This window comes from Peribacillus sp. NPDC096540 (genome assembly GCF_050278525.1).
In the GTDB taxonomy this organism is placed as follows: domain Bacteria; phylum Bacillota; class Bacilli; order Bacillales; family DSM-1321; genus Peribacillus.
Window position 1 is genome coordinate 138,650 of sequence record NZ_JBNNTG010000001.1, and the last position, 25,165, is coordinate 163,814.

The 25,165-nt window shown below is 39.3% G+C and carries 27 protein-coding genes and 1 riboswitch; of the genes, 25 read left to right on the forward strand and 2 right to left on the reverse strand.

Annotation, left to right across the window (positions count from 1 at the left end; all coding sequences use genetic code 11):
* Positions 1-45: 45 nt before the first annotated feature.
* The 13 genes from ACQKMR_RS00575 to ACQKMR_RS00635 all read left to right on the forward strand — a co-directional run bounded on the left by ACQKMR_RS00575 (position 46) and on the right by ACQKMR_RS00635 (position 10,747).
* The gene (locus ACQKMR_RS00575; protein ID WP_053348555.1) at positions 46-729 is read left to right on the forward strand and encodes a response regulator; all 684 of its coding nucleotides are present in this window, start codon (positions 46-48) and stop codon (positions 727-729) included.
* Between the two features lie 214 nt (positions 730-943).
* On the forward strand, positions 944-1,786 hold the full coding sequence (locus ACQKMR_RS00580; RefSeq protein WP_427695526.1) for a DegV family protein: 843 nt from the start codon (positions 944-946) through the stop codon (positions 1,784-1,786).
* Positions 1,787-1,912: 126 nt separating this feature from the next.
* Positions 1,913-3,313, forward strand: a complete 1,401-nt coding sequence (locus tag ACQKMR_RS00585) for a DEAD/DEAH box helicase (RefSeq protein ID WP_427695527.1) — start codon at positions 1,913-1,915, stop codon at positions 3,311-3,313.
* A complete protein-coding gene (locus ACQKMR_RS00590) occupies positions 3,306-3,998 on the forward strand; it encodes a ComF family protein (RefSeq protein WP_427695528.1) in 693 nt (230 codons plus the stop codon). The genes ACQKMR_RS00585 and ACQKMR_RS00590 overlap by 8 nt, the downstream gene beginning before the upstream one ends.
* Positions 3,999-4,099: 101 nt before the next feature.
* On the forward strand, positions 4,100-4,519 hold the full coding sequence (locus ACQKMR_RS00595) for a TIGR03826 family flagellar region protein (RefSeq protein WP_427695529.1): 420 nt from the start codon (positions 4,100-4,102) through the stop codon (positions 4,517-4,519).
* A gap of 239 nt (positions 4,520-4,758) precedes the next feature.
* Positions 4,759-5,022 carry a flagellar biosynthesis anti-sigma factor FlgM gene (gene flgM / locus ACQKMR_RS00600; protein WP_427695530.1) on the forward strand — a complete coding sequence of 88 codons (264 nt, stop codon included), beginning with the start codon at positions 4,759-4,761 and terminating at the stop codon, positions 5,020-5,022.
* Between the two features lie 77 nt (positions 5,023-5,099).
* The gene (locus ACQKMR_RS00605) at positions 5,100-5,588 is read left to right on the forward strand and encodes a flagellar protein FlgN (RefSeq protein WP_427695531.1); all 489 of its coding nucleotides are present in this window, start codon (positions 5,100-5,102) and stop codon (positions 5,586-5,588) included.
* A 30-nt stretch (positions 5,589-5,618) separates the two neighbouring features.
* Positions 5,619-7,178 (forward strand): flagellar hook-associated protein FlgK, encoded by a 1,560-nt coding sequence (gene flgK / locus ACQKMR_RS00610; protein ID WP_427695532.1) that lies wholly within the window; start codon positions 5,619-5,621, stop codon positions 7,176-7,178.
* Between the two features lie 15 nt (positions 7,179-7,193).
* Positions 7,194-8,072 carry a flagellar hook-associated protein FlgL gene (flgL, locus tag ACQKMR_RS00615; RefSeq protein ID WP_427695533.1) on the forward strand — a complete coding sequence of 293 codons (879 nt, stop codon included), beginning with the start codon at positions 7,194-7,196 and terminating at the stop codon, positions 8,070-8,072.
* Between the two features lie 50 nt (positions 8,073-8,122).
* Positions 8,123-8,701 (forward strand): DUF6470 family protein, encoded by a 579-nt coding sequence (locus ACQKMR_RS00620; protein ID WP_427695534.1) that lies wholly within the window; start codon positions 8,123-8,125, stop codon positions 8,699-8,701.
* 8 nt (positions 8,702-8,709) lie between these two features.
* Positions 8,710-9,153 (forward strand): flagellar assembly protein FliW, encoded by a 444-nt coding sequence (gene fliW, locus ACQKMR_RS00625; protein WP_427695774.1) that lies wholly within the window; start codon positions 8,710-8,712, stop codon positions 9,151-9,153.
* Complete coding sequence (csrA, locus tag ACQKMR_RS00630) at positions 9,153-9,386, forward strand: carbon storage regulator CsrA (protein WP_056524408.1); 234 nt, start codon at positions 9,153-9,155, stop codon at positions 9,384-9,386. The genes fliW and csrA overlap by 1 nt, the downstream gene beginning before the upstream one ends.
* A gap of 137 nt (positions 9,387-9,523) precedes the next feature.
* Entirely contained in the window at positions 9,524-10,747 is a 1,224-nt protein-coding gene (locus ACQKMR_RS00635; RefSeq protein ID WP_427695535.1) for a flagellin, read from the forward strand.
* A gap of 1,113 nt (positions 10,748-11,860) precedes the next feature.
* On the opposite strand, the gene ACQKMR_RS00640 is transcribed toward ACQKMR_RS00635, so the two are convergent.
* Positions 11,861-12,283, reverse strand: a complete 423-nt coding sequence (locus ACQKMR_RS00640; protein ID WP_427695775.1) for a hypothetical protein — start codon at positions 12,281-12,283, stop codon at positions 11,861-11,863.
* 241 nt (positions 12,284-12,524) lie between these two features.
* Between ACQKMR_RS00640 and flaG the strand changes: the two genes are divergently transcribed.
* From flaG to sinI, 6 genes are all read left to right on the forward strand, one after another.
* A complete protein-coding gene (gene flaG / locus ACQKMR_RS00645) occupies positions 12,525-12,887 on the forward strand; it encodes a flagellar protein FlaG (RefSeq protein ID WP_427695536.1) in 363 nt (120 codons plus the stop codon).
* Positions 12,888-12,901: 14 nt separating this feature from the next.
* Positions 12,902-14,413: a flagellar hook-associated protein 2 gene (locus tag ACQKMR_RS00650; RefSeq protein WP_427695537.1), complete on the forward strand. Its 1,512-nt coding sequence runs from the start codon at positions 12,902-12,904 to the stop codon at positions 14,411-14,413.
* A 24-nt stretch (positions 14,414-14,437) separates the two neighbouring features.
* Complete coding sequence (gene fliS, locus ACQKMR_RS00655) at positions 14,438-14,839, forward strand: flagellar export chaperone FliS (protein WP_427695538.1); 402 nt, start codon at positions 14,438-14,440, stop codon at positions 14,837-14,839.
* Complete coding sequence (locus ACQKMR_RS00660; protein ID WP_427695539.1) at positions 14,839-15,183, forward strand: flagellar protein FliT; 345 nt, start codon at positions 14,839-14,841, stop codon at positions 15,181-15,183. The genes fliS and ACQKMR_RS00660 overlap by 1 nt, the downstream gene beginning before the upstream one ends.
* A 255-nt stretch (positions 15,184-15,438) precedes the next feature.
* Positions 15,439-15,996, forward strand: coding sequence for a ribosome hibernation-promoting factor, HPF/YfiA family (gene hpf / locus ACQKMR_RS00665; protein ID WP_427695540.1), 558 nt, complete (start codon positions 15,439-15,441; stop codon positions 15,994-15,996).
* 864 nt (positions 15,997-16,860) lie between these two features.
* A riboswitch (cyclic di-GMP riboswitch) is annotated at positions 16,861-16,946 on the forward strand.
* 46 nt (positions 16,947-16,992) lie between these two features.
* Positions 16,993-17,124 carry a DNA-binding anti-repressor SinI gene (gene sinI, locus ACQKMR_RS00670; protein ID WP_427695541.1) on the forward strand — a complete coding sequence of 44 codons (132 nt, stop codon included), beginning with the start codon at positions 16,993-16,995 and terminating at the stop codon, positions 17,122-17,124.
* Positions 17,125-17,274: 150 nt separating this feature from the next.
* On the opposite strand, the gene ACQKMR_RS00675 is transcribed toward sinI, so the two are convergent.
* Positions 17,275-17,598 carry a helix-turn-helix domain-containing protein gene (locus ACQKMR_RS00675; RefSeq protein ID WP_427695542.1) on the reverse strand — a complete coding sequence of 108 codons (324 nt, stop codon included), beginning with the start codon at positions 17,596-17,598 and terminating at the stop codon, positions 17,275-17,277.
* A 440-nt stretch (positions 17,599-18,038) separates the two neighbouring features.
* Here ACQKMR_RS00675 and secA point away from each other — a divergent pair, with 440 nt between their 5' ends.
* The 6 genes from secA (at position 18,039) to ftsX (ending at position 25,115) form a co-directional block, all read left to right on the forward strand.
* Positions 18,039-20,552 (forward strand): preprotein translocase subunit SecA, encoded by a 2,514-nt coding sequence (gene secA / locus ACQKMR_RS00680; RefSeq protein WP_427695543.1) that lies wholly within the window; start codon positions 18,039-18,041, stop codon positions 20,550-20,552.
* A 164-nt stretch (positions 20,553-20,716) separates the two neighbouring features.
* Positions 20,717-21,815 (forward strand): peptide chain release factor 2 gene (prfB, locus tag ACQKMR_RS00685; RefSeq protein WP_235569524.1). Its coding sequence is split into 2 segments (ribosomal slippage): positions 20,717-20,779 and positions 20,781-21,815, totalling 1,098 coding nucleotides; the frame shifts between segments, so codons are not numbered across the junction.
* A gap of 228 nt (positions 21,816-22,043) precedes the next feature.
* Entirely contained in the window at positions 22,044-22,859 is an 816-nt protein-coding gene (locus ACQKMR_RS00690; protein ID WP_427695776.1) for a YitT family protein, read from the forward strand.
* A 49-nt stretch (positions 22,860-22,908) separates the two neighbouring features.
* Positions 22,909-23,250 (forward strand): cytochrome c551, encoded by a 342-nt coding sequence (cccB, locus tag ACQKMR_RS00695; protein ID WP_427695544.1) that lies wholly within the window; start codon positions 22,909-22,911, stop codon positions 23,248-23,250.
* Between the two features lie 295 nt (positions 23,251-23,545).
* Complete coding sequence (gene ftsE / locus ACQKMR_RS00700) at positions 23,546-24,232, forward strand: cell division ATP-binding protein FtsE (protein ID WP_427695545.1); 687 nt, start codon at positions 23,546-23,548, stop codon at positions 24,230-24,232.
* The gene (gene ftsX, locus ACQKMR_RS00705; protein ID WP_427695546.1) at positions 24,222-25,115 is read left to right on the forward strand and encodes a permease-like cell division protein FtsX; all 894 of its coding nucleotides are present in this window, start codon (positions 24,222-24,224) and stop codon (positions 25,113-25,115) included. The genes ftsE and ftsX overlap by 11 nt, the downstream gene beginning before the upstream one ends.
* Positions 25,116-25,165 lie beyond the last annotated feature (50 nt).

The following is a 25,165-nucleotide window of genomic DNA, read 5'->3' on the forward strand; positions in this document are numbered from 1 at the left end:
TTTTAGAGAATAGGCAATTAAATAGAAATTAGGAGGAAGAGGCCGTTGAAGACTAGTATCATCATTATAGATGACCATCAGCTTTTCCGTGAAGGTGTTAAGCGTATATTAGATTTTGAATCATCCTTTGATGTTGTTGCCGAAGGTGATGACGGAAGCGAGGCTATGGATCTTGTTGAAACACACAAACCAGATGTTGTTATCATGGATATCAACATGCCGAATATGAACGGTGTTGAAGCGACTAAAATGCTTGTAAACCGTTATCCTGAAACGAAAGTCATCATTTTATCGATTCATGATGATGAAAACTATGTACAGCATGCATTGAAAACAGGAGCACAAGGTTACCTGTTGAAAGAAATGGACGCAGATGCGCTAATTGACGCTGTTCGTGTAGTCGCAGAAGGTGGCTCATACCTTCATCCGAAGGTGACACATAATCTAGTTAAAGAATATCGCCGTTTAGCTGCTGAAGAGGGTGCTGATCGTGATTCAGTGCATGCTGTAGAGATTAGAAGACCGCTTCACCTATTGACTCGACGCGAGTGTGAAGTTCTTCAACTTTTAGCAGACGGAAAAAGCAATCGTGCCATCGGCGAAACTTTATATATCAGTGAAAAAACAGTAAAAAACCATGTAAGTAACATTCTTCAAAAAATGAATGTAAACGACCGTACCCAAGCTGTTGTTCTAGCTATTAAAAACGGCTGGGTAGAAGTGAAATAATTTCAACTTATGGATAAGTCCGGCTCTTCAGTTTTCGCAATGCGTGCTGAAGAGCCGGTCTTTTTTCGTCAAATACCGAATTCGGCATAAATCTGCACCTACTTTCTTTTTGCATATTTATGGTAAAAAGAGAAGCTATTTAATGCAAATTAAGGCATTTTCAGATAAGATATTAAGATATATAGAGTAAATTTGTATAAGGATGGTACTCATTATGAAAACCGCAGTCGTAACAGATAGCACTGCATATATACCTAAGGATATGCGTGATCGTTTACATATACATATGATGCCGCTTAATGTCATTTTCTCCAATGAAGCCTATCGGGAAGAAATCGATATTACTGCAGATGAGTTTTATGAAGAAGTAAAAAGGCAAGAGAAGCTGCCGACCACGTCACAGCCGCCAATCGGTCAGTTTGTTGAGAAGTTCGAAGAGCTGAAAAAAGAATATGATGATGTTATTTCGATTCATTTATCGAGTGGTATCAGTGGTACGTATCAAGGTGCAATTTCGGCAGGTGAAATGGTAGAGGGAGTTCGGGTCCACGCCTTTGATTCTGAAATTAGCTGTAGAGTCCAGGGGTTTTATGTTCTCGAAGCGGCTCAGATGGCACTTGACGGCAAGGATGCAGAAGAGATTATGGCCAGGCTCGAAGAAATGAAACTTTCCGTCCGGGCATATTTCATGGCGGATGACTTATCCCATTTGCAACGTGGGGGGCGGCTAAGCAGTGCCCAAGCCTTGATAGGGAGTTTGCTACAAGTAAAGCCTGTTCTCCATTTTGTTGACAAAGTCATTGTCCCGTTCGAAAAAATCCGTACCAGAAAAAAGGCGATGAAACGGATTGCTGATTTACTTGGAGAAGACGCCGCAAACGGTGAAAACTATAAAGCGGTCATTATTCATGCTAAGCGCGAAGCTGAAGCTAAAGACTGGAAAACGGAACTTGAAGCGCGGTTCCCAAATGTCGAGTTTGACATCAGCTACTTCGGTCCTGTGATCGGAACGCATCTGGGCGAAGGCTCGATGGGGATGGGCTGGTATAAAGTATAAACAGAGGAACGCCTTTCCTTGAAAAAGGAGGAGGCGTTTTTTTTATGGATGTAAGAGGGATTCTAATGTGAAAAGCGAATTCTATTTACGAGTGTAAAATTCTATTCTAAGAAAGAAGGTTATAGTTTGGAAAATACGATTATCTCTCCCCCTTTTTCCCCAGAACTTCAGAATCACCTCACAGGAAGGTTGTTATTGGCCTCCGAAATTCCTTTTTCCCCGGCAATCATTTCCGACCAAATAAAGCACGGCTATGTCTCGGTGACTTGCGGAGTGCATTGTGTGAATGGTAAGTACAATTGTGTTCGCTGCGGTAACCAAAATTCTGCTTTGTTTTATACGTTTCCGTGTAAGATTTGCAATCAAGATTGTACTTACTGCCGGGCCTGTATCATGATGGGTCGGGTCAGTGAATGTGCAAAATTATATGGCTGGATCGGTCCTGATTTGAAGTTTGAGGTTCCTGACAAAGTAATGAGCTGGGATGGTACTCTAACTGCAGGACAGCAAACGGCCTCGGACTGTGTCGTTGAGGCTGTAAAAAGAAAAAGTGAATTACTGGTATGGGCAGTATGCGGCGCTGGTAAAACGGAGGTCCTATTTGCTGGCATTGAGGCGGGCTTGCTTGCCGGAAAACGAATCTGTATGGCAACACCTCGGACCGATGTCGTTCTCGAACTGTCACCCCGGTTAAAAAGAGCCTTTCCAGCCATTGAAGTATCAGCTCTTTATGGGGGCAGCGAAGACCGAAGCAAAGCGTCGCCTCTAACTGTATCCACCACACATCAGCTTTTTCGTTTTTCTGAAGCCTTTGATGTAGTCATCATTGATGAAGTCGATGCGTTTCCCTACTCTATTGATGATTCTCTACATTATGCGGTTAATAAATCCAAAAAGCCCTCTGCTACAACTATCTACTTAACAGCCACTCCTTCTAAACAAATGCAACGATCTTACCGTTGCGGGAAACTGCAAGCCGTGACAATCCCTGCCCGTTACCATCATAAGCCGATCCCTGTTCCTGAAATGAAATGGAGCGGCAATTGGCAAAAACAATTTCTCCAAAAAAAGATTCCACCTATGATTGCCAGTTGGGTAAGTGAACGTCTTCAGCAGAAGATTCCTCTATTATTATTTTTCCCAAGTATTCAAGTGATGGAGCAGGTCGTTCCGTTGTTTCAAACACTATCCCCTAAATTGGAGACCGTTCACTCACAGCACCCTGAACGAAAAGAAAGAGTACAGGCATTACGGAATGGCGAGGTCCCTGGGTTATTGACCACGACGATTTTAGAACGCGGGGTGACGATTGAACGACTAGAAGTAGCTGTGATTGGTGCCGAACATGAGGTCTTTTCTGAGAGTGCTCTCGTCCAGATTGCTGGCCGCGTCGGCAGAAGCTTTACTTATCCTTCCGGAACTATCACTTTTTTTCATTACGGAAAAAGCAAAGCTATGGTCGAGGCGATCCGCCATATACAAATGATGAATAAAGAGGCCTGGAAGAGAGGTCTGCTGGATGGGTAGATGTTTATTTTGTGTTGAGGAAATGAAAGAAGTAATGACATGGAAAAGTCTATTACTGAAGAAAGAGGCAATGACAATTTGTGAAAGATGTGAAGGGAAACTTAAAAAGTTAGCCGGCGAGACATGCTCGATTTGTTCTCGAGAGCTTGATGAGAATTACCGCATTGAGGATCTTTGTTTGGATTGTGTGAGATGGGAAAAAGATAAGAAATGGGGCGGGTATTTGTCCATAAACATATCACTATTTCATTATAATGAATTTCTGAAAGACATGATTGCGAAATATAAGTACCGAGGAGATTATGCACTGGCTGAGGCCTTCGTGCCCTTTTTAAAAGACAAACTAAAAGACATGAATTTTGATTTGGTAACGTTCATTCCTCTTAGTAATGAACGGCTGATGGAGAGAGGTTTCAATCAGGCGCAAGCTTTGACAGATCTGCTAGGCGTTAACACGGTTGAGCTATTAACGCGCCTCCATACGGAAAAACAATCGAAAAAGTCACGTGAGGAACGGATATCATTGCCGCAAGTTTTTCAGGTTACCAAACCGGATTTATTAAAGCACAAATCGATCTTAATCGTGGATGACATTTACACAACAGGCTCAACACTCCGGCATGCGGCTAAGGCTTTGAAAACCGCTGGTGCCACAGAAGTTTCATCAATCACTCTGGCTAGGTAAAACCGAATATTTTTGATAAACCTTCTAAAGTATCGCTGCTAATATTCGATATATACAGTACTGAAGAACAATCATTGTGATAGTAAAGGAGGGGGCCCTCAATGGATTTGTTCAACTGCCAAAATTGTAATTCGTTATTTGTTAAAACAAAATTCCGTGATGTTTGCGATGCTTGCTATAAAGAAGAAGAAGCTAAATTTGATAAAGTGTATGCCTACATTCGCAAGAAAAGTAATCGAACGGCGTTAATGATGCAAGTGGTGGAGGCCACAGGTGTGGAAGAAGATTTAATTATTAAATTTGTAAAAACAGGAAAGCTGAGAATTTCTCAATTTCCTAACCTAGGCATTCCTTGTGAAAAATGCGGCACCAACATTCAGAGTGGGAGATTATGTAGCAAATGCAGCGATTCCCTTCGCTCTGAATTACAGGCGTTTGAAGATGAAGAAAAGTGCCTAACTAAAATACAAGTACCTAATAAAAAAAATACGTATTATATTAAAGATAATCACGAAGGATAATCCTTGGCTTCATGATTGGCATTTTGTTAGAATATTCGGTATTGAGAACAAAGTTCGACAATGGTTGTCGAAGGAAAGATCACAGGAAACCATAAAAAAAAATAAGTCCTTGTCGATAAAAATGATAGGGAGAATAAACACAGCCAAGAGTCATTCTCATGGTCTGTTAAAGGAATCGAAAAATGAGGTTATATATTAGATTAGATAAAGAAAATCGGCCGAAGGAGAGGATCTGGAATATGAAAATCAATAACGTCGGTATGACAGGGATTAACCCGTATAATCTTCAAGCCAATAAAGTAGGAAATGTCAAAGATTCTAAGGTCAATGCCGTAGATAAAGTTGAAATTTCTTCAGCGGCAAAAGAAATGCAGCAATTATCTCCAATTCCTGCTGCAAGACAAGCGAAAGTGGATGAACTGAAAATCCAAGTGGAAAATGGAAATTATAAATTGAATTCACAGGCGACAGCAAAAGGCCTTATTGATTTTTACCGAAAATAGATTATTAATAAAACGTTAGATTATTGTGAACGGAATCATATTCCGTCAATCATCCATGAGCAGAGGAGGGAGCAAGAATGTCTGCACAATACATCATCGAATCGCTTGAAAAATTGATCAGGCTTCATAAAAGCTTCAATCAATTAGCGTTAAGAAAAACAACCATTTTAAAAGTTAGCGACACTGAGGCAATTACCTCCCTGCTAATCGAAGAACAAATGCATATTAAAGCAATCAGTCAAACGGATAAAGAAAGAGAAGCAGCTGTCGAAGGATTTTTCACAGCAAATGGAGCAGTGAGACAGACGGTTTCTATCGACACCGTAATGGAATTAACAGAGCCAATTGAAACGGATGCACTTAAACGACTAAAAAAAGAGCTAATCGATGAAGTAGCTAAGCTGAAAGAGAGGAACATTTTAAATCAGCAATTAATCTATCAGTCACTTCAATTCATTAATGTCTCTTTAGATATGCTGAGACCGCAAAATCAGGATATGAACTACGGGAAGTCGGTTAAAAAGCCAACAAAAAGCGGTATAGGCATATTTGATTCGAAAGCATAAGAAACAGAAAAGAGATGGAGGTTTGAGCAAATGATTTCAACCTTTATGGGGCTTGAAACAGCTAAACGTGGATTATCGACCTCACAAGGCGCTTTATATACTACAGGAAATAATGTTGCAAATGCCAATACATTAGGATATTCAAGGCAGCGTGTCAACTTGGTACAGACATCTGGGTTTCCTACGGTCGGATTAAACAGCCCCCGTGTAGCAGGTCAACTCGGGACAGGGGTGGCGGCAGAAACGGTACAGCGAATCAGAGACAGCTTTTTGGACTCACAATACAGGACTCAAAGTAATAAAATCGGTTTTTACGGGGCGATGAGCGAATCATTGTCTAAAATGGAAGGAATCATGAATGAACCAACCGACAGTGGATTGTCAGCAATGATGGAAAAATTCTGGAATTCTCTGCAGGGGTTAACGGCCAATACGGAAAACTCAGGGGCTCGTGAGGTTGTTGCCTCAACAGGTGTTATGGTCGCGGATACCCTAAACTACTATTACAATTCGCTAAAAAGCGTTCAAACTGATATCGGAAATCAAATTAACGTCAAAGCAAACGAAATAAATATGCTTATTAGCAGTATTGATCAACTTAACCAGCAGATTAGTAAAGTAGAGCCGCATGGTATAATCCCCAATGAACTTTACGATAAACGCGATTTACTTGTAGACAGCCTCTCTCAGCTTGTTAGTATAAATGTAAAAAACGTCATTCCAACAGATTATGGCAAAGCCAGTGATGTAGCAACAGGACTATACAACATTGAATTAATGCAAGAAGACGGTTCTTCCTTTGCGCCGCCTATCAATCTGGTCAGTGTTAACCAAACAGGGATGCTGGGAACTTCAAAAGTTGAAGTTAGCTATGATAAATCGACAGGTATGGTAGATGGAGTAAAGTTTGGTTCGAAAACATTAACGGAGCACAAGTTTTCAGGAGAGCTATCCGGATTGATTAACAGCTTTGGTTATAAAAAGAGTGATGGTACAATCGGAGGAACCTATCCTGATATGCTGCAAAAGCTGGATAATATGACAACGGCTTTTGTGAATGAGTTTAATGCTATTCATAAACAGGGATATGCGTTAGGAGCTAGTGAAACATCAACACTAAACTTTTTTGAAATTGAACCAGGCAAGAGTGCTGCTCAAAGCATCAAGGTGAATAGTGAGATTTTGAAGGACCCTTCATTAATTGCCGCAGGTGGTAATAGTGGAGGAGCTTCTGGGGATAATGAAAATGCTAAACTCTTAGCTGATTTGAAAAAGAAAGCTTTTAGTGATTACTCAACTAAAGACCAAAATTCTAAGGAGTTAACTGGAACCTTTGACACCTATTATTCCGGGATTATTGGGAAATTGGGTGTTGATTCACAAAGTGCTCAAAAGAATCTTTCCAACTCTGTAGTGCTTGCTACATCCGTTAACCAAAATAGAGACTCTGTCAGTTCTGTATCCTTGGATGAAGAGATGACCGATATGATTAGATTCCAGCAAGCTTATAATGCTTCTGCAAGAATGATGACGATGATGGATGAAATGCTCGATAAAATCATTAACGGAATGGGTACGGTAGGCCGATAATAGGAGTGAGAAATTATGCGCGTGACGCAATCCATGCTAACCAATAATATGTTAAGAAACTTAAGCAGCAGCTACGAAAAGATGGGCAAGCTGCAGGAACAAGTCTCTTCTCAAAAAAAATTCTCTAAACCATCTGATAATCCTGTTGCAGCCATGATGGGAATGGGGTACCGGATAAATCTCAATCAAATCCAGCAGTATACCAGTAACATCTCGGAGGCAACTAACTGGATTGACAGTACTGATGATGCCATTTCTGAAGCTGTTTCCGCCATGCAGCGGATTCGTGAGTTGACGGTTCAGGCCAGCAATGGTACGTATGAAGGCGAACAACTGAAAAATGTTGCTGAGGAAATAAAGCAATTAAAAGAACATCTCATAACTCTTGGCGACACACAGATAGGCGGGAAATATATTTTCAACGGCCAGGATACAAATGCGAGACCGTCTTCCGTTAAAGATGGGAATGGGAATACGGTGTATGGCACAGGGGACATAAACCTTGAAGTGTTTTCCGGGATTTCCCTGAAAATCAATACGGACGGTTCTAAGATTTTTGGAGATGCGCTTGCTATTGGCGGCAGCATTGATCAAACGATAGATGCACTTGAAAACGGCGGTGACGTGAGTAGCACACTGGAAGGAATTGACGAAACTATCAATACATTCTTAGCTATGCAAGCTCAGGTTGGTGCCAGGCAGAATCGAATTGAATTGATGACGGAACGCCTAAAGCAGCAGGAGGTTTTTGCTACGGAAATCCTTTCGAAAAATGAGGATGTCGATATCGAAAAGGCGATAATGGATTTAACGACACAGGAAAGTATTCATAGTGCCGCATTAAGTATTGGAGCAAGAATCATTCAACCGAGTTTACTAGATTTTCTTCGCTAAGCTATTCTTAAATGGGTAGCTTTTTTTCTATAAGGAGAGGAGTGGTAAGGATGCAAATGCCACAAATACAATTGCAGTCTGTCTCAATGAAGATTGGATTGAATATAGACCAACCTGTACAGGAAATTGAACAGAAGGCAGCGGACCAATCAATTGAACAGCCGAGAGCAATCTTAGAAATTCAGATAACCCCAGGGAAGCTAACGATTGATCAAACAAAAGCGAGAGAAGATATGGATTTGAAAAGCCTATCCAAGCGAGTTGAGGAATTTGCACAGCGGGGCTATCAGGATTGGCTGGCAGGTATGGCAAGAAGGTCACAGCAGGGCACGGAGCTGAGGCATATTGAAAAAGGCGGTAATGCACTCGCTGATCAAGCCAGGCAAAACAGCAAGGGGCCAGAAAAGCAATTCAATCTCGGTTGGGTTCCCTCTCATTTCAGTGTTCAGATGGACTATCAACCGGCCCAGGTAGAAATTGAAGCAACCCCTCAAAAACCGATCATCGATGTGCAGGTTAATAAACCAAACCATACATACACGCCAGGTAATGTAGAAGTGGAAGTTTTACAAGAAAATTCACTGGATATAGATTTCATTAATTTGTTTCCAGATGAGATAGGTGAGTGAGAACATATATGATTATACAGACAAAATTTCATAACGAACTCGAATTGGCAGAGAAAGAGATTTATGTATTTGAAAGCGGGATACCAGGATTTTTAGAAGAAAAACAGTTTTGCTTGCTAGCTTTGGGGGAAACGCCATTTGTCGTTCTGCAATCTATAACAACAAAAGAGGTTGCTTTTATCATGTTGAACCCTTTTGATATTTTTCACGATTATGAAGTGAATCTTACTGATGAGGTACTATCTACTTTGCGAATAGAAGCAGAAAAGGAAGTCATTATGTTCGTGATTTTAACGATCCACGAACCATTCAATAAAACGACCGCTAATCTTCAAGCTCCTATCATTTTAAATAGCTCTAAAAAAACAGGAAAGCAGTTTATCATGAATGGAAGTGGCTACATGACTAAGCATCTTCTTATTGAACCTTCAGTAGAACAGGAGGAAAAATAATGCTTGTCCTAACTAGAAAATCTAATGAATCGATCATGATAGGTAATGATATTGAAATTACGGTCTTAGCTATAGAAGGCGAACAGATCAAACTTGGTATCAATGCTCCAAAAAATGTCGAGATTCATCGAAAAGAAATCTATCTATCTATTCAGCAAGAAAATAATGAAGCTACTAAAACAGAAACCAGTATTCTGGAAAATTTATATGAACATTTCAAGAAAAAATCTTAAAATCTCTAAATATGTTTCTGAGCATGTCGATAATACATATACAACGATGAGTAGTGATATAGACGGGCGTCTTATTCACTATCCATCGTAAAAAACCACATGGATGTGGGAACTTAAAACTCAAGGAGGAAACATAAATGATTATCAATCACAATATCTCAGCTCTAAACACGCACCGTCAATTATCAAGTGCAACGAATGCACAATCAAAATCAATGGAGAAACTTGCATCAGGTATGCGTATCAACCGTGCAGGCGATGACGCAGCCGGTCTTGCAATCTCTGAAAAAATGCGTGGACAAATCCGCGGTTTGGACCAAGCTTCCCGTAACTCCCAAGATGGAATTTCTTTAATCCAAACTGCCGAAGGCGCATTGAACGAAACTACAGACATTCTGCAACGTATGCGTGAGCTTGCTACACAAGCATCAACTGATACTAATACAACTAGTGACCGTGGAGAAATCCAAAAGGAAATGGATTCATTAACATCTGAAATTAACCGTATCGGTAATACTACTGAATTCAATACACAGAAATTATTGAATGGTTCTAAAGACACGGCTACTCTTGCTAAAGATGCTGTTGCAGCAGAAGATGCAGTAGCTGGTGTATATTCAATAGCTGGACCAACAGCGGATATTACAATTGATGGGAAAGACTTTGCTTATGATGCTGGTGGAGCAAAAGATTTTAAAGATGTAGATGAGTTGGTATCAGCAATAAATGCTGATACAGATTTAAAAACTAAGTACACTGCGAGTAAAGATGCAAGTGGTAAACTAGTATTAACACAGAATTCAGGTTTTGAATCAGCAACAGCACCAACAGGTGCAACATTCACAGAAGATACAGCAGGAAAAGCAGCTGTAGAGGCTAAAGATGCTGTTGAAGCTGGCTCAGGTCTTCAATTCCAAATCGGTGCAAACGAAAACCAAAGCCTGACACTTGAAATTGGTGACATGCGTGCAAGTGCTCTTGGGTTGACTGGTTCTGGTGCAGGGTTCACAACTGATGCAAATGTAAGCAATGGTACAGATTCTAAAGGTGTTGAATCTGGCCTGGATGTTTCTAATGCTAAAAACGCATCAGCGGCTATCACAAAAATCCAAACTGCAATTGACACAGTATCAGCTGAACGTTCTAAACTAGGTGCTAACCAAAACCGTTTAGAGCATACTATCAACAACTTAGGTACTTCTTCTGAAAACCTGACTGCTGCTGAATCACGTATCCGTGATACAGATATGGCAAAAACAATGATGGAGCAAACTAAAAACTCTATCCTGGCGCAAGCATCACAAGCAATGTTGGCTCAAGCAAATTCCGCACCTCAAGGGGTTTTACAACTTCTAAGGTAAATTTGAAGGGCGTTTTATCTAGTAATGGATAAAATTATAACTGGGTGAATTGCTGGAACTTCCTAAAGCTACATCAACCACAACGTAACTGGAAACGGTAAGCGTGAAGGTTTGAAAATGATGAAGATGATCCAATGGATAATCAGCAGCCAAGCTCCTTTGAGGAAACTCTGGAGAAGGTTCAACGACTAGGGTATACAGTCTAAGGCGAAGGCTATGACAATGAAATCCGTAGGGTGGCATAAGCCATTCGAAGTGCCCAGCCCCATAGAATAATATGGGTGAAGATATAGTCTATTCTATGTTCGAAAGACATAGTCGCGAAGCAAGCGAACCAACAACCACAAGGAGTTTTACAACTTCTTCGTTAATTTTAGATTACTTGAAAGAGACTCTAGTTTTGCTAGGGTCTCTTTTGTATAGAAGGAAGCATGGAAAAAAAGTAGAGTTAAGGGTGAATGAAAATACTAGGGTGGAATCAGGATGGATAAGGCCCAACAAGATCAGAAGGAATTCCTCAAACACAGCTTAAATGGACCAAGGAACAGGTTCTTATTTTGGACGAGATGGAAGTGAAGTTATGAAATGAAAAGGATAGCAGAATATGCGAAATGAAATTGAGAGGCTAAATTGTGAACTGAATGTCCTAAAGAAAGAAGGAAATCAGTTACCCGGAACAACAGTTATATAAAGCACTCGGTTAGATAAGCATTACTATTGATAGGGTCTAGCACCTCGATACAATCACGAGGTGGAGTTAGTCTAGTTTTTTGATGTCTTGCCATTTGTAAGTAACTGACCAATAACTTCTTTTTAGCATCTTTGCAATTTCATTTGTTGTATAACCATTTTCTTTAAGTTGTCTTAGTAATTTAATTTCATCTTGAGAATAGGGTTTAGATCGATCTGAACTGCTGGTAAGAATCGTGTAATCAGGATACTTAGATTTCCATCTGAGTATTTCCTTTTGATTTCGGAATTCCCAAGAGGTTTTATATAGCATAGAAGAACAAGTTTTTGCTACAGGTTCGATTAGTTTGAGGAAACGAAAAGTTTCTTTAACAGAAGTAGTTTTTAGAATATATCCATAACCATCCTTACGAGAACTCAACTTTAAGGATAAATGATATGTGGTAAATATAGTTCCTTTAGTTTCTCTAATTCGTCTTTAGGATAGCATTGAAGGTAAAGGTAAATATGCGGTGTGAGGTATATAATTCTCTTATTATGATTTATCCTAAATGAGATGCTTAATGAGCCATCATCCATGTATAGAATAGTTAGGAAATGTGGTAAACGGCAATTTTTCACTAATGTGAAAGGGAGATGTTTAGTTCCATCTTTGCTGTAAAAGTGAGGAAATAAATTTGTGAATAATTCCAAAGAAGCGGAACGGACACATTGGCTAGCCGGAGTGATATACAATAATCCATCAAAAAAGGAAATTTTCCATTTTCGATAATCTTCCTGAGATGTGCCGTAGTGTTCCCGGTAGCTATTGTTCTTTCTCCTGCTATTTTTATAAATTTTCGTAATTTAACCGTCACTTATAATACTGGCATATAATATATTTTTCTGGATTTCAGTAAGATAAATCATGAAAACCTCCTTATATAAGAGTGTATACTCTTCTTCTTAGTCCCATTCTATAACGTTATCCCCTCCAATGGTAGAATGTTTGTTCTCTATTTAATGATAAATCCTTTGTATGTACACTGTAAAGTTTCATTTCAGAACCGATATAAAAAGTAAAGATATCATATTGGGGGCTATTTAGATGCTGGAGAGTTTGTCCACGAATATTCTTTCCTCACAACTTAGAACAGCAATCTCAGACGGAATTAGTTCATATTATCAACGTGAAATGAATACGCTTGCCTATTCAGAACAAAGTGTAGAATCTAATAATGAGCCTGCAAAAGAAAAGGTGAAAGAAGTAGTGGAAAGTTTGGACGCCTTCCTGGATCCAACACATACGGCCATTCGTTTTGAGTATCATGAGGAGCTGAATGAGTATTATGTCAAGGTTGTGGATGACGTTACGGATGAGACGATCAGGGAGATCCCTCCTAAGAAGTTACTGGATTTCTATGCGGCAATGACAGAGTTTGTCGGGATTATGGTGGATGAAAAAATATAGGCGGGTGATCAATTGTGGTACGAATCAGTGGTTTTGCGAGTGGAATGGACATTGATGAATTAGTTAAGAGTATGATGCAGGCGGAACGGGTGCCATTGGATAAATTAACACAGAAAAAGCAGTATTCCGAGTGGCAGCGGGATGATTACCGCTCGATAAATACATCTTTATCAGAATTGGATAGACTCATTCGTGATGGGGTTGGGAAGCAGTCATCCTTTATTAAAAAGAAAATATCGGTATCGAATCCAGATGCAGTATCGGTGAAAAATGTGAGTTCGACCAGTGATTTTACTGGAAATATCAAGGTGAACGGGCTTGCCAAAGCAGCAACCATGACAAGTACGGAGAAATCAGCTGTTACTGACTCCAAAAAGAAACTATCGGAATTGGGTATCACGACACCTCAAGATATTACGATACTGGCCATCAATAAAGATGGCGGTTTTGATACGGAAGTAAAAGATGGAGTAACAATGGACAAACCGTATACGCTTACTCTTAATGAAAACGATACGCTAGAGAGTGTTATTAATAAAATTAATGCTAACTCGGGAGTGACTCTATTTTTTGATGAAACCTCCCAGAAGTTTTCCATCACTGCTAAAAATACCGGTGATGTAAAAGATCGCCCTGAAATTGAATTAGGGGGTACCGGAGATTTTTTTGCTGCGTTAAAAATGAGCAGTAACAATGAAGGGACTGGCGGCACAATAGGGGAAAATGCAACGATTACTTATAATGGACTGGACATTTCCCGACCTTCGAATACGTTTCAAATCAATGGAGCAGAAATAACGGTTAAGCAGAAAACGATGGATACCGTCACATTCTCATCAACGGCTGATGTGGATTCCATCTTGGACACAATCACTCAGTTTGTGAATAAATACAATGAAATCATTAAAAAGGTTCAGGATAAAACGGGTGAAGCGAAATATCGCTCCTTTACCCCGCTTACCACTGAGCAAAAGAAGGCAATGACAGAAGATGAAGTGAAGATGTGGGAAGAGAAAGCGAAGAGCGGAACGTTAAAAAGTGACTCGACACTAAAAAGTCTTCTAACCACAATGCGATCATCTCTATACACCTCGGTGGATGGGATCACAGGTAAAAACAATCTCAGCAGTTTGGGAATCACTACGACCAAGAATTATTTGGAGGGCGGTAAATTAACGATTGATGAGGACAAGCTCCGGGCAGCCATTAGTGAAGATCCAAATGCGATTTATGATATGTTCATGGCCAATGGAACGGAGAAAAGCGATAAAGGCCTCGCGCGCCGGTTACGGGATGATATAGAATCATCCATGAAGGTGATTACTGAAAAAGCCGGAAAAGCTGGATATGTTAATAACAATTTTACAATCGGAAAATTGGTTGATGGGCTGGATAAGAAGATTTCAACATTTGAAGCAAAGTTAACGAAATTGGAATCGCGCTACTACAATCAGTTCACAGCTATGGAAAAAGCGATTCAAAGGGCAAACAGCCAAAGTGCATCGTTAGCATCTTATTTTAGTTAAGGTAAGCCGGAAAGGGAGATAAATATGGCGATAAATAATCCATATCATTCGTATCAACAGAATTCAGTCAATACAGCATCTCCGGGAGAGCTTACATTAATGCTGTATAATGGCTGCCTAAAGTTCATCATGCTTGGGAAGAAAGCCATTAAAGCTGGTAATATCGAAGCGAAGAATACGAACATCATTAAGGCGCAAAACATAGTCCATGAATTGATGGTGACGCTGGATATGGATGTCGAAGTATCCAAAGAAATGATGAGTCTGTATGATTTCATGAATCGCCGTCTGGTAGAGGCGAATATGAAAAATGATGTTGCTGCCTTGGAAGAGGTGGAGGGACTCGTTACTGACTTCCGTAATACTTGGAAGGAAGTAATTCAGATGAACAGGAAAAAACAGTTTACACAAAGCGGTCAAGTGTAATGATCATTCAAACCTTTCATGATTTGACTGTTGAATTAATTGCCGTTCTGGAAGATAGGACGATTGCAGAACGTGATGATAAAATAGAAAGGGTCACACAGCTGATTGATCAGCGAGATGAACTTCTTTCTCAAATCAAACCGCCTTTTACTGGTGAAGAGCAACAGCTTGGCCGCGCAATAATGTTGCTTAACCAACAGGTCGATCGCTTGCTGAATCTTCAAAGGCTGGAGATAAAGCGGGACATCCAGGAAATAAATAAGAAGAAAAAATCATCTAATAAATACACGAACCCGTATGAAAGTCTATCAGTAGATGGCATGTTCTACGATAAAAGAAATTAGATATTAATTAGCCGTTTAAATTCCAAACGGTATTAATGTTAAATATTTTTTAATTTTTTGTAAATATTAAGGGCTTAATTTTTTCTTTATAGCGTTACATTTGTTATAATAAAGCTAGGGCAGACATCAACCCTTTCCAAACCTTCCGACAATTGTTTCATAATTTCGACATATTTCGTGATGTGTTTCTAAAGGAAACCGGAGGGGTATTGTAGAATCTAACTGTATAGTCTTAATTTAAGGAGGACTCACTTTATGAATTACAACGTACGCGGTGAAAACATTGAGGTAACTCCAGCAATTCGAGAATACGTCGAAAAGAAAATTGGCAAGTTAGAACGATATTTTAACAATACACCAGATGCAAATGTGTTAGTGAATTTGAAAGTGAACAATAATACATCCAAGGTCGAAGTGACGATTCCAATGCAGAATTTGGTTCTTCGCGCTGAAGAGGAAAATGCGGATATGTATGCTGCCATTGACTTGATTAATGACAAGCTTGAACGCCAAATTCGTAAACATAAAACGAAAGTCAATCGTAAATTCCGTAACAACTTATCTACAACTCCTGAGGCGTTCGCCTTTAATACGGAAACTGATGAAATGGTGGACGAATTTGAAGATGATACTGATATTGAAGTAGTCCGCAATAAGCGCTTTGATTTGAAGCCAATGGATAGTGAAGAAGCGATTCTGCAAATGAATATGCTTGGTCACAGTTTCTTCGTTTACACCAATGCGGATACAAATACAACGAATGTTGTGTACCGTCGTAAAGATGGGCGCTACGGATTAATTGAACCTAGTTAATATGAATCTATAAACAAAAGCACAACCCAGACTATGGGTTGTGCTTTTTAAATTTTACTTCTATCCATTGCATGTCCATTTAGACTAAGGAGTTCTATAGTTCTGGAAAAACAACCATCAGTTTCAACCAAAGAGGTCAATGATTGTTTATTTTTCATTCCCTTTTCATTCCTGATTATTTAGCTGACTAATTAGCAATTCGATAAGTGTCTTTATAATAAGTAAATTCTTCTGTTGAAAGCGAGGTATCAAATATTATCGATTAACTGGTTGGTCTCTGGGAATTTCATTGTTCTCTAAAAAATACAATGAAGTACGGAAAGTATAATATTTTCTTTAAAAAGGCACTTTTGTTCTTTAATAAGATAAATGGGTATTTATACTCGTTTGAATACTCCCCTATTGTACTGCACTTGAATTAAAGTTCTTTAAAAAGAACAAAAATTCATTTGAATAAAACATTTGATTATAGTGCATAGGGAGTGGATTATTGTATCAGGAAAATTGCTATACATGCCATAGGGCGTCTTTTAGAAGTGCAGAATATGGCAACTTGTCCGACCTGTGGTGAGGACTTGTCTGCGCAAAAAGCTTTTGATGCACTTACAATGGAAAGAATTAATATGCACCATCGTTTGAATAAGAAGGGCAATGTTTATTATTTTGTAAAAAAACGAACATGAAACATTGGAACCATCTTGCTTTGTACATAAAATAGACAAAAACTATCATTAATTTTCTTGATTTTGTAATATTTTGTCGATAAAAAGTTGTATATTGTGGTAAATTAGCGACATAAAATAGCAATATTTGGAGTCGATATTAGCTATAATAAGATACTAAATATAGTATTTGTAATAATTACCCTGACAAAGGCAAACTTAGCGAAAGGTGAGGTCGCAAGGCATAGGTCTAAGGTTGCTTGATACTAAGATGGACTGGTCTGCTTAAAATACATACAAGTAGTATTTTAGGAGGATAAAAGAGGTGGTTTAAGTGAAAGTGGATCAAGAATGGGTGAAGTTGATTGCAGAAGCTAGGAAATTGGGTTTTAAGAAAGAAGAAATTAGTGCTTTTTTACAAAAAGAGAATCTTAATGTGTCAATAGAGGAGAACAATGAAAACTAAGAATCAAAAAATGATTGAAAAAAACATCCCTATAAACAGTTGATTTACAACATAGCTGTCTATAGGGATTATTTTATTGTGTGAAATTCTATCAAGACTAGTTTGATAGAGCAGTACTATTTATGTTTGTGTAGATAGTTTAGAATTTATCTATTCTTCTTTATCTTTTCTCCATTTATTAAACTCAATGAACTCTCTGAATTGTTGTTTAGAAACGCCAGAATTCATGGCTTCCTCAACAATTTTCATCCAGTCAGTGTCCAAGGATTCCTTATTTGGTACATCGTAAAGAAGGGCATCTACAGGAATGTTAAGTACAGCGGAGATTTTTTCAAGAAATTGAATAGAAGGATTCGTTTGTAAGTTCCGCTCGAGCGAACTTAAGTATGACTTTGCTACTCCGGCTTTATCGGCTAGTTCAGTCATTGACATTTTCTTTTCTTCTCGCAGTTTTTTTACACGTTCACCAATCAACAATACCACCTCGAAACATGTTCTATTTATCTTCAATTTATAAGTTTTAAACCCACATAAAATCACAGGAATAGGAAGCCTGAAAAGCTAGATTACTTCAACTGACTATCAGTATAGAGGGACCAAAAATATCTATTAATAGAAGGTTGTGTTTAATCCGCATTTTCGTTTGTCTTGTTAAAGACTCATATGAAAAGTGGGGGAATGTGTAAGGTACTTTTGATACTTCCCTCTATTTTAACAGCTCTACCCCTCTTTTATCCATTGTTTTTCGTAAGAATTGAATTCAGGTCCATAGACATAGAGTGACATGAAGTTGTACCTCTAGAATAGAAGTGTTAAAATTAAGCTTGGATTAGTATTAACAGAAGGTGTGTTTCTTCTTACTTATATGAATGTGTTATTGAATGATCATTACCATAATAGAGGAGCGTTATTGAATGCTTAATATATTAAATAAAGTTTTTGATCCGAATAAGCGAGAAATTAAGCGTCTGGAAAAAGTCGCTGATCAGGTCGAAGCGCTGGCTGATGAGACAGCTGCGTTATCGGATGAGCAGTTGCGCGCCAAAACAGAGGAGTTTAAGGAGCGCTATCAAAACGGGGAAACCGTGGATGATTTGCTTGTTGAAGCTTTTGCAGTTGCGCGTGAAGGGGCAAAACGAGCTCTTGGTTTGTATCCTTACCGTGTTCAAATCATGGGTGGGGCATCCCTTCATGATGGAAACATCTCCGAGATGAAAACGGGTGAAGGTAAAACATTAACATCAACCATGCCGGTTTATTTAAACGCTCTTACTGGTAAAGGTGTGCATGTCGTGACTGTCAATGAATACTTGGCGCACCGTGATGCAACTGAGATGGGTGTATTGTATGATTTCCTGGGTTTGACTGTCGGGTTGAATTTGAACAGTCATTCTAAAGAAGAAAAACAAGCCGCCTACAATGCTGACATTACTTATAGCACGAATAATGAGTTAGGCTTTGATTACTTGCGTGACAATATGGTTTTGTATAAAGAACAAATGGTACAGCGCCCGTTGCATTTTGCTGTCATCGATGAAGTCGATTCAATTTTGATTGATGAAGCGAGAACGCCTTTGATCATTTCTGGTTCAGCGCAAAAATCAGCACAGCTTTACATCCAAGCAAATGCTTTTGTGAGGACGTTACAAAAAGAAACGGACTATACGTATGATGAAAAGACAAAAGGTGTTCAGCTGACCGAAGAAGGTATGAACCGTGCTGAAAGAGCATTTAATATTGATAACTTATTCGATATCAACCATGTTACCTTAAACCATCATATTAATCAGGCTTTGAAGGCGCATGTTTCCATGCATTTGGATGTGGATTATGTTGTTCAAGAAGGCGAGATTGTTATCGTCGACCAATTCACTGGCCGTTTAATGAAGGGCCGCCGTTACAGTGAAGGTCTTCATCAGGCAATTGAAGCAAAAGAGGGCCTTGAAATTCAAAATGAAAGCATGACTCTAGCGACTATCACGTTCCAAAACTATTTCCGGATGTACGAAAAACTTTCTGGTATGACAGGTACAGCTAAGACAGAGGAAGAGGAATTTCGTAATATCTACAATATGAATGTTATTGCGATTCCAACAAACCGGAATATTGTTCGTGATGACCGCGCCGATCTTATTTACGCGTCAACGGATGGGAAATTCCGCGCTGTTGTGGAAGACATCGCTGAGCGTTATACAAAAGGACAGCCAGTGCTCGTTGGTACTGTTGCCATTGAAACGTCTGAAGTCATTTCTGCGTATTTATCCAAAAAGGGTATACCTCATGATGTTTTGAATGCAAAGAATCATGAGCGTGAAGCAGAAATCATTGCGAATGCAGGTAATCAAGGTTCAGTTACAATCGCTACTAATATGGCTGGCCGTGGTACGGATATCAAGCTTGGCGAAGGTGTCAAAGAACTTGGCGGCCTTGCTGTTATCGGTACGGAGCGTCATGAAAGTCGAAGGATAGATAACCAGTTGCGTGGTCGTTCCGGTCGTCAGGGAGATCCTGGGATTACTCAATTCTATTTATCAATGGAAGATGAACTGATGCGACGCTTCGGTTCGGATAATATGAAAAGTATGATGGCACGTCTTGGAATGGATGATTCACAGCCAATTCAAAGTAAAATGGTGACGAGAGCCGTTGAATCCGCTCAGAAACGAGTGGAAGGTAATAACTTTGATTCGCGTAAACAATTGCTTCAGTATGACGATGTCCTACGTCAACAACGGGAAATCATCTATAAACAGCGTTTTGATGTGATGGAAAGTGAAAATTTACGTGAAATTGTTGAGACGATGATTGAGGCATCCATTCAGCGTAACGTTGCTGCATTTGCTCCAATGGGTGATGAAGAAGGCTGGAACTTACAAGGTCTTGTCGATTACTTGAATGGTAACCTATTCAATGAAGGTTCAATCACTATAGAAGGTTTAGAAGGAAAAAATGAATCGGAATTGGTTGAATTTATCGTAGGTAAAGTGAAAGAAGACTATGATCAAAAAGAAGCAGAGCTCTCAGAAGATCAAATGCGGGAGTTTGAAAAGGTTATCGTTCTTCGTGCGGTTGATAGCAAGTGGATGGACCATATCGATGCTATGGAACAATTGCGTCAAGGGATTCACCTTCGTGCTTATGGTCAAATTGACCCGCTTCGTGAATACCAATCGGAAGGTTTCGCAATGTTTGAAGCCATGATTGCCTCCATGGAAGATGAAGTCGCTAAATACATTATGAAAGCTGAAATTCGCAATAATTTAGAGCGAAAAGAAGTCATAAAAGGACAAGCGGTCAATCCGAAGGAAGAAGATGGAGGGAAAGTGAAGAAGGCTCCAGCCCGTAAAAAGGAAGAAGTCGGACGAAATGCCTTATGTCCATGCGGCAGCGGCAAAAAATATAAGAATTGCCATGGTAATTTAGCCTAAAATTAGGTGTATAATGATATGAGAGACGGTGTAAGAACTTGCCGCCTCTTTTCATGTTTAGTTTGCGTAAAGCAATATTTGCATATAGTATGAAGAGGTTTATTGGTACTGAAACACATCCCTGTAAAGGGATTTTTTTAACATACTTAATGAGGTGAAGAGAAATGGAATTAGCAGAAATTAGAAATGAACTTGAACGAACCGCGCAACGATTAACGGACTTTAGGGGGTCTCTTTGACTTAGATGAAAAAGAGGCACGAATCGCACAGCTAGAAAATGAGATGACACACCCTGATTTTTGGAATGATCAGTCAAAAGCACAGACTGTTATTAATGAAACGAATGCATTGAAAGATCAAGTCAATCAATTGTCCGATTTGAATGATGCGTATGAAAATCTGGATTTGACGTATGAATTAGTGAAAGAAGAAAGTGATGAAGAACTTCTGGCTGAACTAGTAGAAGAAATCACAATTCTTTCACAAAAGATGAATGAATTTGAACTTCAGCTCTTACTAAGTGAAGAATATGATTCGAAAAATGCAATTCTGGAATTGCATCCTGGTGCAGGCGGAACTGAGTCCCAAGATTGGGGTTCAATGTTGCTTCGTATGTATACAAGATGGGGCGAAAAAAGGGGCTTTAAAGTAGAAACCCTTGATTACCTTCCAGGTGATGAAGCTGGAATCAAGAGTGTCACGTTGCTGTTCAAAGGCCATAACGCATATGGTTATTTGAAAGCAGAAAAAGGTGTTCACCGTCTTGTTCGGATTTCTCCTTTCGATTCATCAGGCCGCCGTCATACTTCATTCGTTTCTTGCGAAGTTATGCCGGAATTCGACGAGACGATTAATATAGAAATTCGTACGGAAGATCTGAAGGTAGACACGTACCGGGCAAGTGGGGCAGGTGGTCAGCATATCAATACGACTGACTCAGCCGTAAGGATAACGCATTTACCTACGAATACTGTGGTAACGTGCCAAAACGAGAGATCGCAAATCAAAAATAAGGCTCAAGCCATGAATATGCTGAAAGCCAAATTATATCAACTTGAAATTGAACAACAGCAAGCCGATTTGGATGAAATTCGCGGAGAACAAAAGGAAATTGGTTGGGGAAGCCAAATTCGTTCTTACGTCTTCCATCCGTACTCCATGGTAAAAGACCACCGTACTAGTGCGGAGACAGGGAACTTGGGAGCTGTCATGGACGGAGATATCGATATGTTCATTGATGCGTATTTACGTTCAAAATTATAAGAAGTAAAAGCCGGGCCGGATTTTTGGTTCGGCTTTTTTTATGATTACGTATACATGGAAGTTCAATTCACTACCACTTTAAAGTCATTTGGCTGACTTTTACAGGATATTATAGGGGATGCAATAAAACGTTCGGCCAATACTAGATAAAAATGATGGTTTTTTAGGAGAAAATATAGAATGAGAAAACGATACCGGGAGCAGAAGCATCCCTTGATACAAAAGTTAATGGAGTATGGGTTGGTAATTGTCGGTTCAGCTATAATTGCAATTGGTTTTAATGTATTCTTGCTTCCTAACCAGATTGCTTCAGGCGGAGTCAGCGGAATTAGTACGATTCTCGATTCTACGCTCGGTTGGGAACCAGCCTATGTACTGTGGGGGTGTAATATTCCTTTATTTCTTGCTGGACTAATTATACTTGGGCGGCATTTTGGTGCCAAGAGTCTGATTGGAACCTTGTTCTTACCGCTTGTGGTATTCCTTACAAAGGATTGGGAGCCATGGACGAATGATGCTTTGCTTGGTTCAATATGTGGGGGAATTATGGTAGGCTTTGGGTTAGGAATTGTTTTTCGCGGAAAGGGTTCCACCGGGGGAACCGATTTAGCAGCACAGATTATTCATAAGTATGCCCATATGTCATTAGGGACATGTGTAGCTGTCATTGATGGAATTATTGTCTTAAGCGCTGCGATTGTTTTTGATATTGAAAAAGGTCTTTATGCGTTAATAGGTTTATATGTGACGAGCAAGACGATTGATCTTGTTCAGGTTGGGTTGAATCGTTCTAAGATGGCATTAATTATCATGAATAATGAAATGGAAGTAAGGGATGCTATCTTACATGAGCTAGACCGGGGAGTAACTCGAATTTCCGGGTATGGTGGCTATACGGATGATACTCGTCCAATTTTGATGTGTGTAATAGACCAGTCGGAATTCACTAAATTGAAACAATTGGTTAAACTTGTTGACCCTAAAGCGTTTGTGATCGTGATGGATGCATCGGAAGTACTTGGGGAGGGTTTTAAACTAGATTAAAATTGGTATAATGTTTCTGTACTGGTAAAAATCAGAGGGGGTAAATTCTATGAAAAAGAAATGGTTAGCCTTAGTAATGGGCACGTCTCTCGCCTTGGCTGCATGCGGAGGAAACGATGATAATGCAGATAATAAGCCAGCAAGTGATAAAAGCGAAACTACAACCGTAGATGCCGGAGATGCAGCGAAAATTTATGAAAACAAATGTTCAAGCTGTCATGCAGTAAATCTTGAAGGTGGCGTAGGACCGAATTTAACGAAAGTTGGTTCGAGATTATCAAAAGCAGAAATCGAGCAAGTCATTGCAAAAGGTCAAGGAGCAATGCCAAAAGGTATAATTCAGGGAACCGAAGCGAGCAAAGTTGCTGAATGGCTTGCTGAACATAAATAACGACTATAGAAACGTTCTGCATACAGCGGGGCGTTTCATTTATTCTCCTTTTAAATCCACAGAAAACCCACATCTAATCCCTAATCAAGAAAACTAATCCTAGAATTATTACGTAGATGTTGATAATCTTTCTCACTGAAATGAAACTGTAATATTTTTATGCTTAATTTGACAAAATTAGATGTTATAATGTTTCTGTGCTCTAGTAAGAAAGATTCCTGTCAGATTCCAGTGAAAATTGTCGAAAAAGCTTAGTTACATAGATATAAAAACAAGCAAATTAGGTGGTTTTAGAATGATAGAAATGATAGATGTGAAAAAGACCTATCCTAATGGCGTAACTGCCATTAATGGACTCAATGTAAAAATAAAACCAGGCGAATTCGTTTATGTAGTAGGACCCAGCGGTGCCGGCAAATCGACCTTCATCAAAATGATGTATCGGGAAGAAAAGCCGACAAGTGGTAATATCTTGGTTAATGGTGTCAGCCTTCCAAGTATCCGCAATTCGAAAGTTCCTCTATTCCGCCGTAATATCGGTATGGTATTCCAAGATTTCAAACTCCTTCAAACCTTCACAGTTTATGAAAATGTTGCATTTGCGATGGAAGTTATCGAAAAAGAACCAGAAGAAATTAAAAAGAGAGTCATGGAAGTTCTTGATCTAGTAGGGCTTAAACATAAAGCTAGAATGCTCCCTACCGAGCTATCTGGTGGCGAACAGCAGAGGGTTGCGATTGCCCGTTCGATTGTCAATGATCCTAAGGTGGTTATCGCCGATGAACCTACAGGGAATCTAGATCCTGAAACATCATGGGAAATTATGAACATATTTGAAGAAATTAATAAACGTGGAACAACACTTATCATGGCCACACATAATAGGGACATCGTTAACAATATTAAACGACGTGTCATTGCCATTGAAAGTGGAAAAATAGTTCGTGACGAACATCGAGGTGATTACGGATATGAAATTTAGAACATTACTCCGTCACTTCCGTGAAAGTTTTAAAAATATTGGCCGTAATGGATGGATGACGTTTGCATCAGTCAGTGCAGTAACAGTCACTCTAACATTGGTTGGCGTTTTTTTAGTGCTCATGATGAATTTAAATCATATCGCGGGAAATGTGGAGAAGGATGTCGAAGTTCGTGCACATATTGATAATGCGGCGAATGATGACGATATAAAAGCAATTGGTAAGAAAATTACAGAGATGAGCGGCATCGAAACAGTCATATTCTCTCCAAAAGATGAAGAGCTCACCAATTTAATAGATGATTTAGGCGATAATGGTGATGCCTTTAAACCATTTGAACAGGACAACCCATTAAGGGACGTTTATATTATCAAAACGAAATCACCGCAAGATGTCATCAAGGTGGCAAAAAAAATCGAAGGCTTTGAATATATTCAAAGTGTTAAATATGGACAGGGCTATGTCGAGAATCTATTCAGTTTCGTGAATATAGCCAGAAACATAGGAATCGTTCTTATTGTAGGTTTGCTTTTTACTGCGATGTTCCTTATTTCGAATACTATTAAAATTACAATTGTAGCTAGAAGAAAAGAAATTGAGATTATGAGATTAGTAGGAGCAACGAATAACTTCATCCGTTGGCCATTTTTCTTAGAGGGACTCTGGTTGGGAATTCTCGGTTCAATCGTGCCAATTGGTCTGGTTTCTGTACTCTATTACAATATTTATAAATATGCAGCACCACAGATTACGTTTAAATTCATAGATTTTCTACCTGCAAGCCCGTTTATTTATCAAGTTTCGGCCATTCTTATTGCAATAGGCGCCGTTATCGGAATATGGGGCAGCTTGATGTCAGTTAGGAAGTTCTTAAAAGTATAAAAATATAACTCACACCTTCTTTTACACTCGAATGTCAAAAGAAGCCTAGT

What these genes read in the sequence shown, in the direction of transcription:
- ACQKMR_RS00580 (WP_427695526.1), top strand. Translation starts at nt 944, where the DNA reads ATGAAAACCGCAGTCGTAACAGATAGCACTGCATATATACCTAAGGAT.
- ACQKMR_RS00590 (WP_427695528.1), top strand. Translation starts at nt 3,306, where the DNA reads ATGGGTAGATGTTTATTTTGTGTTGAGGAAATGAAAGAAGTAATGACA.
- ACQKMR_RS00595 (WP_427695529.1), top strand. Translation starts at nt 4,100, where the DNA reads ATGGATTTGTTCAACTGCCAAAATTGTAATTCGTTATTTGTTAAAACA.
- flgM (WP_427695530.1), top strand. Translation starts at nt 4,759, where the DNA reads ATGAAAATCAATAACGTCGGTATGACAGGGATTAACCCGTATAATCTT.
- ACQKMR_RS00605 (WP_427695531.1), top strand. Translation starts at nt 5,100, where the DNA reads ATGTCTGCACAATACATCATCGAATCGCTTGAAAAATTGATCAGGCTT.
- flgK (WP_427695532.1), top strand. Translation starts at nt 5,619, where the DNA reads ATGATTTCAACCTTTATGGGGCTTGAAACAGCTAAACGTGGATTATCG.
- flgL (WP_427695533.1), top strand. Translation starts at nt 7,194, where the DNA reads ATGCGCGTGACGCAATCCATGCTAACCAATAATATGTTAAGAAACTTA.
- ACQKMR_RS00620 (WP_427695534.1), top strand. Translation starts at nt 8,123, where the DNA reads ATGCAAATGCCACAAATACAATTGCAGTCTGTCTCAATGAAGATTGGA.
- fliW (WP_427695774.1), top strand. Translation starts at nt 8,710, where the DNA reads ATGATTATACAGACAAAATTTCATAACGAACTCGAATTGGCAGAGAAA.
- csrA (WP_056524408.1), top strand. Translation starts at nt 9,153, where the DNA reads ATGCTTGTCCTAACTAGAAAATCTAATGAATCGATCATGATAGGTAAT.
- ACQKMR_RS00635 (WP_427695535.1), top strand. Translation starts at nt 9,524, where the DNA reads ATGATTATCAATCACAATATCTCAGCTCTAAACACGCACCGTCAATTA.
- flaG (WP_427695536.1), top strand. Translation starts at nt 12,525, where the DNA reads ATGCTGGAGAGTTTGTCCACGAATATTCTTTCCTCACAACTTAGAACA.
- fliS (WP_427695538.1), top strand. Translation starts at nt 14,438, where the DNA reads ATGGCGATAAATAATCCATATCATTCGTATCAACAGAATTCAGTCAAT.
- ACQKMR_RS00660 (WP_427695539.1), top strand. Translation starts at nt 14,839, where the DNA reads ATGATCATTCAAACCTTTCATGATTTGACTGTTGAATTAATTGCCGTT.
- hpf (WP_427695540.1), top strand. Translation starts at nt 15,439, where the DNA reads ATGAATTACAACGTACGCGGTGAAAACATTGAGGTAACTCCAGCAATT.
- secA (WP_427695543.1), top strand. Translation starts at nt 18,039, where the DNA reads ATGCTTAATATATTAAATAAAGTTTTTGATCCGAATAAGCGAGAAATT.
- ACQKMR_RS00690 (WP_427695776.1), top strand. Translation starts at nt 22,044, where the DNA reads ATGGAGTATGGGTTGGTAATTGTCGGTTCAGCTATAATTGCAATTGGT.
- cccB (WP_427695544.1), top strand. Translation starts at nt 22,909, where the DNA reads ATGAAAAAGAAATGGTTAGCCTTAGTAATGGGCACGTCTCTCGCCTTG.
- ftsE (WP_427695545.1), top strand. Translation starts at nt 23,546, where the DNA reads ATGATAGAAATGATAGATGTGAAAAAGACCTATCCTAATGGCGTAACT.
- ftsX (WP_427695546.1), top strand. Translation starts at nt 24,222, where the DNA reads ATGAAATTTAGAACATTACTCCGTCACTTCCGTGAAAGTTTTAAAAAT.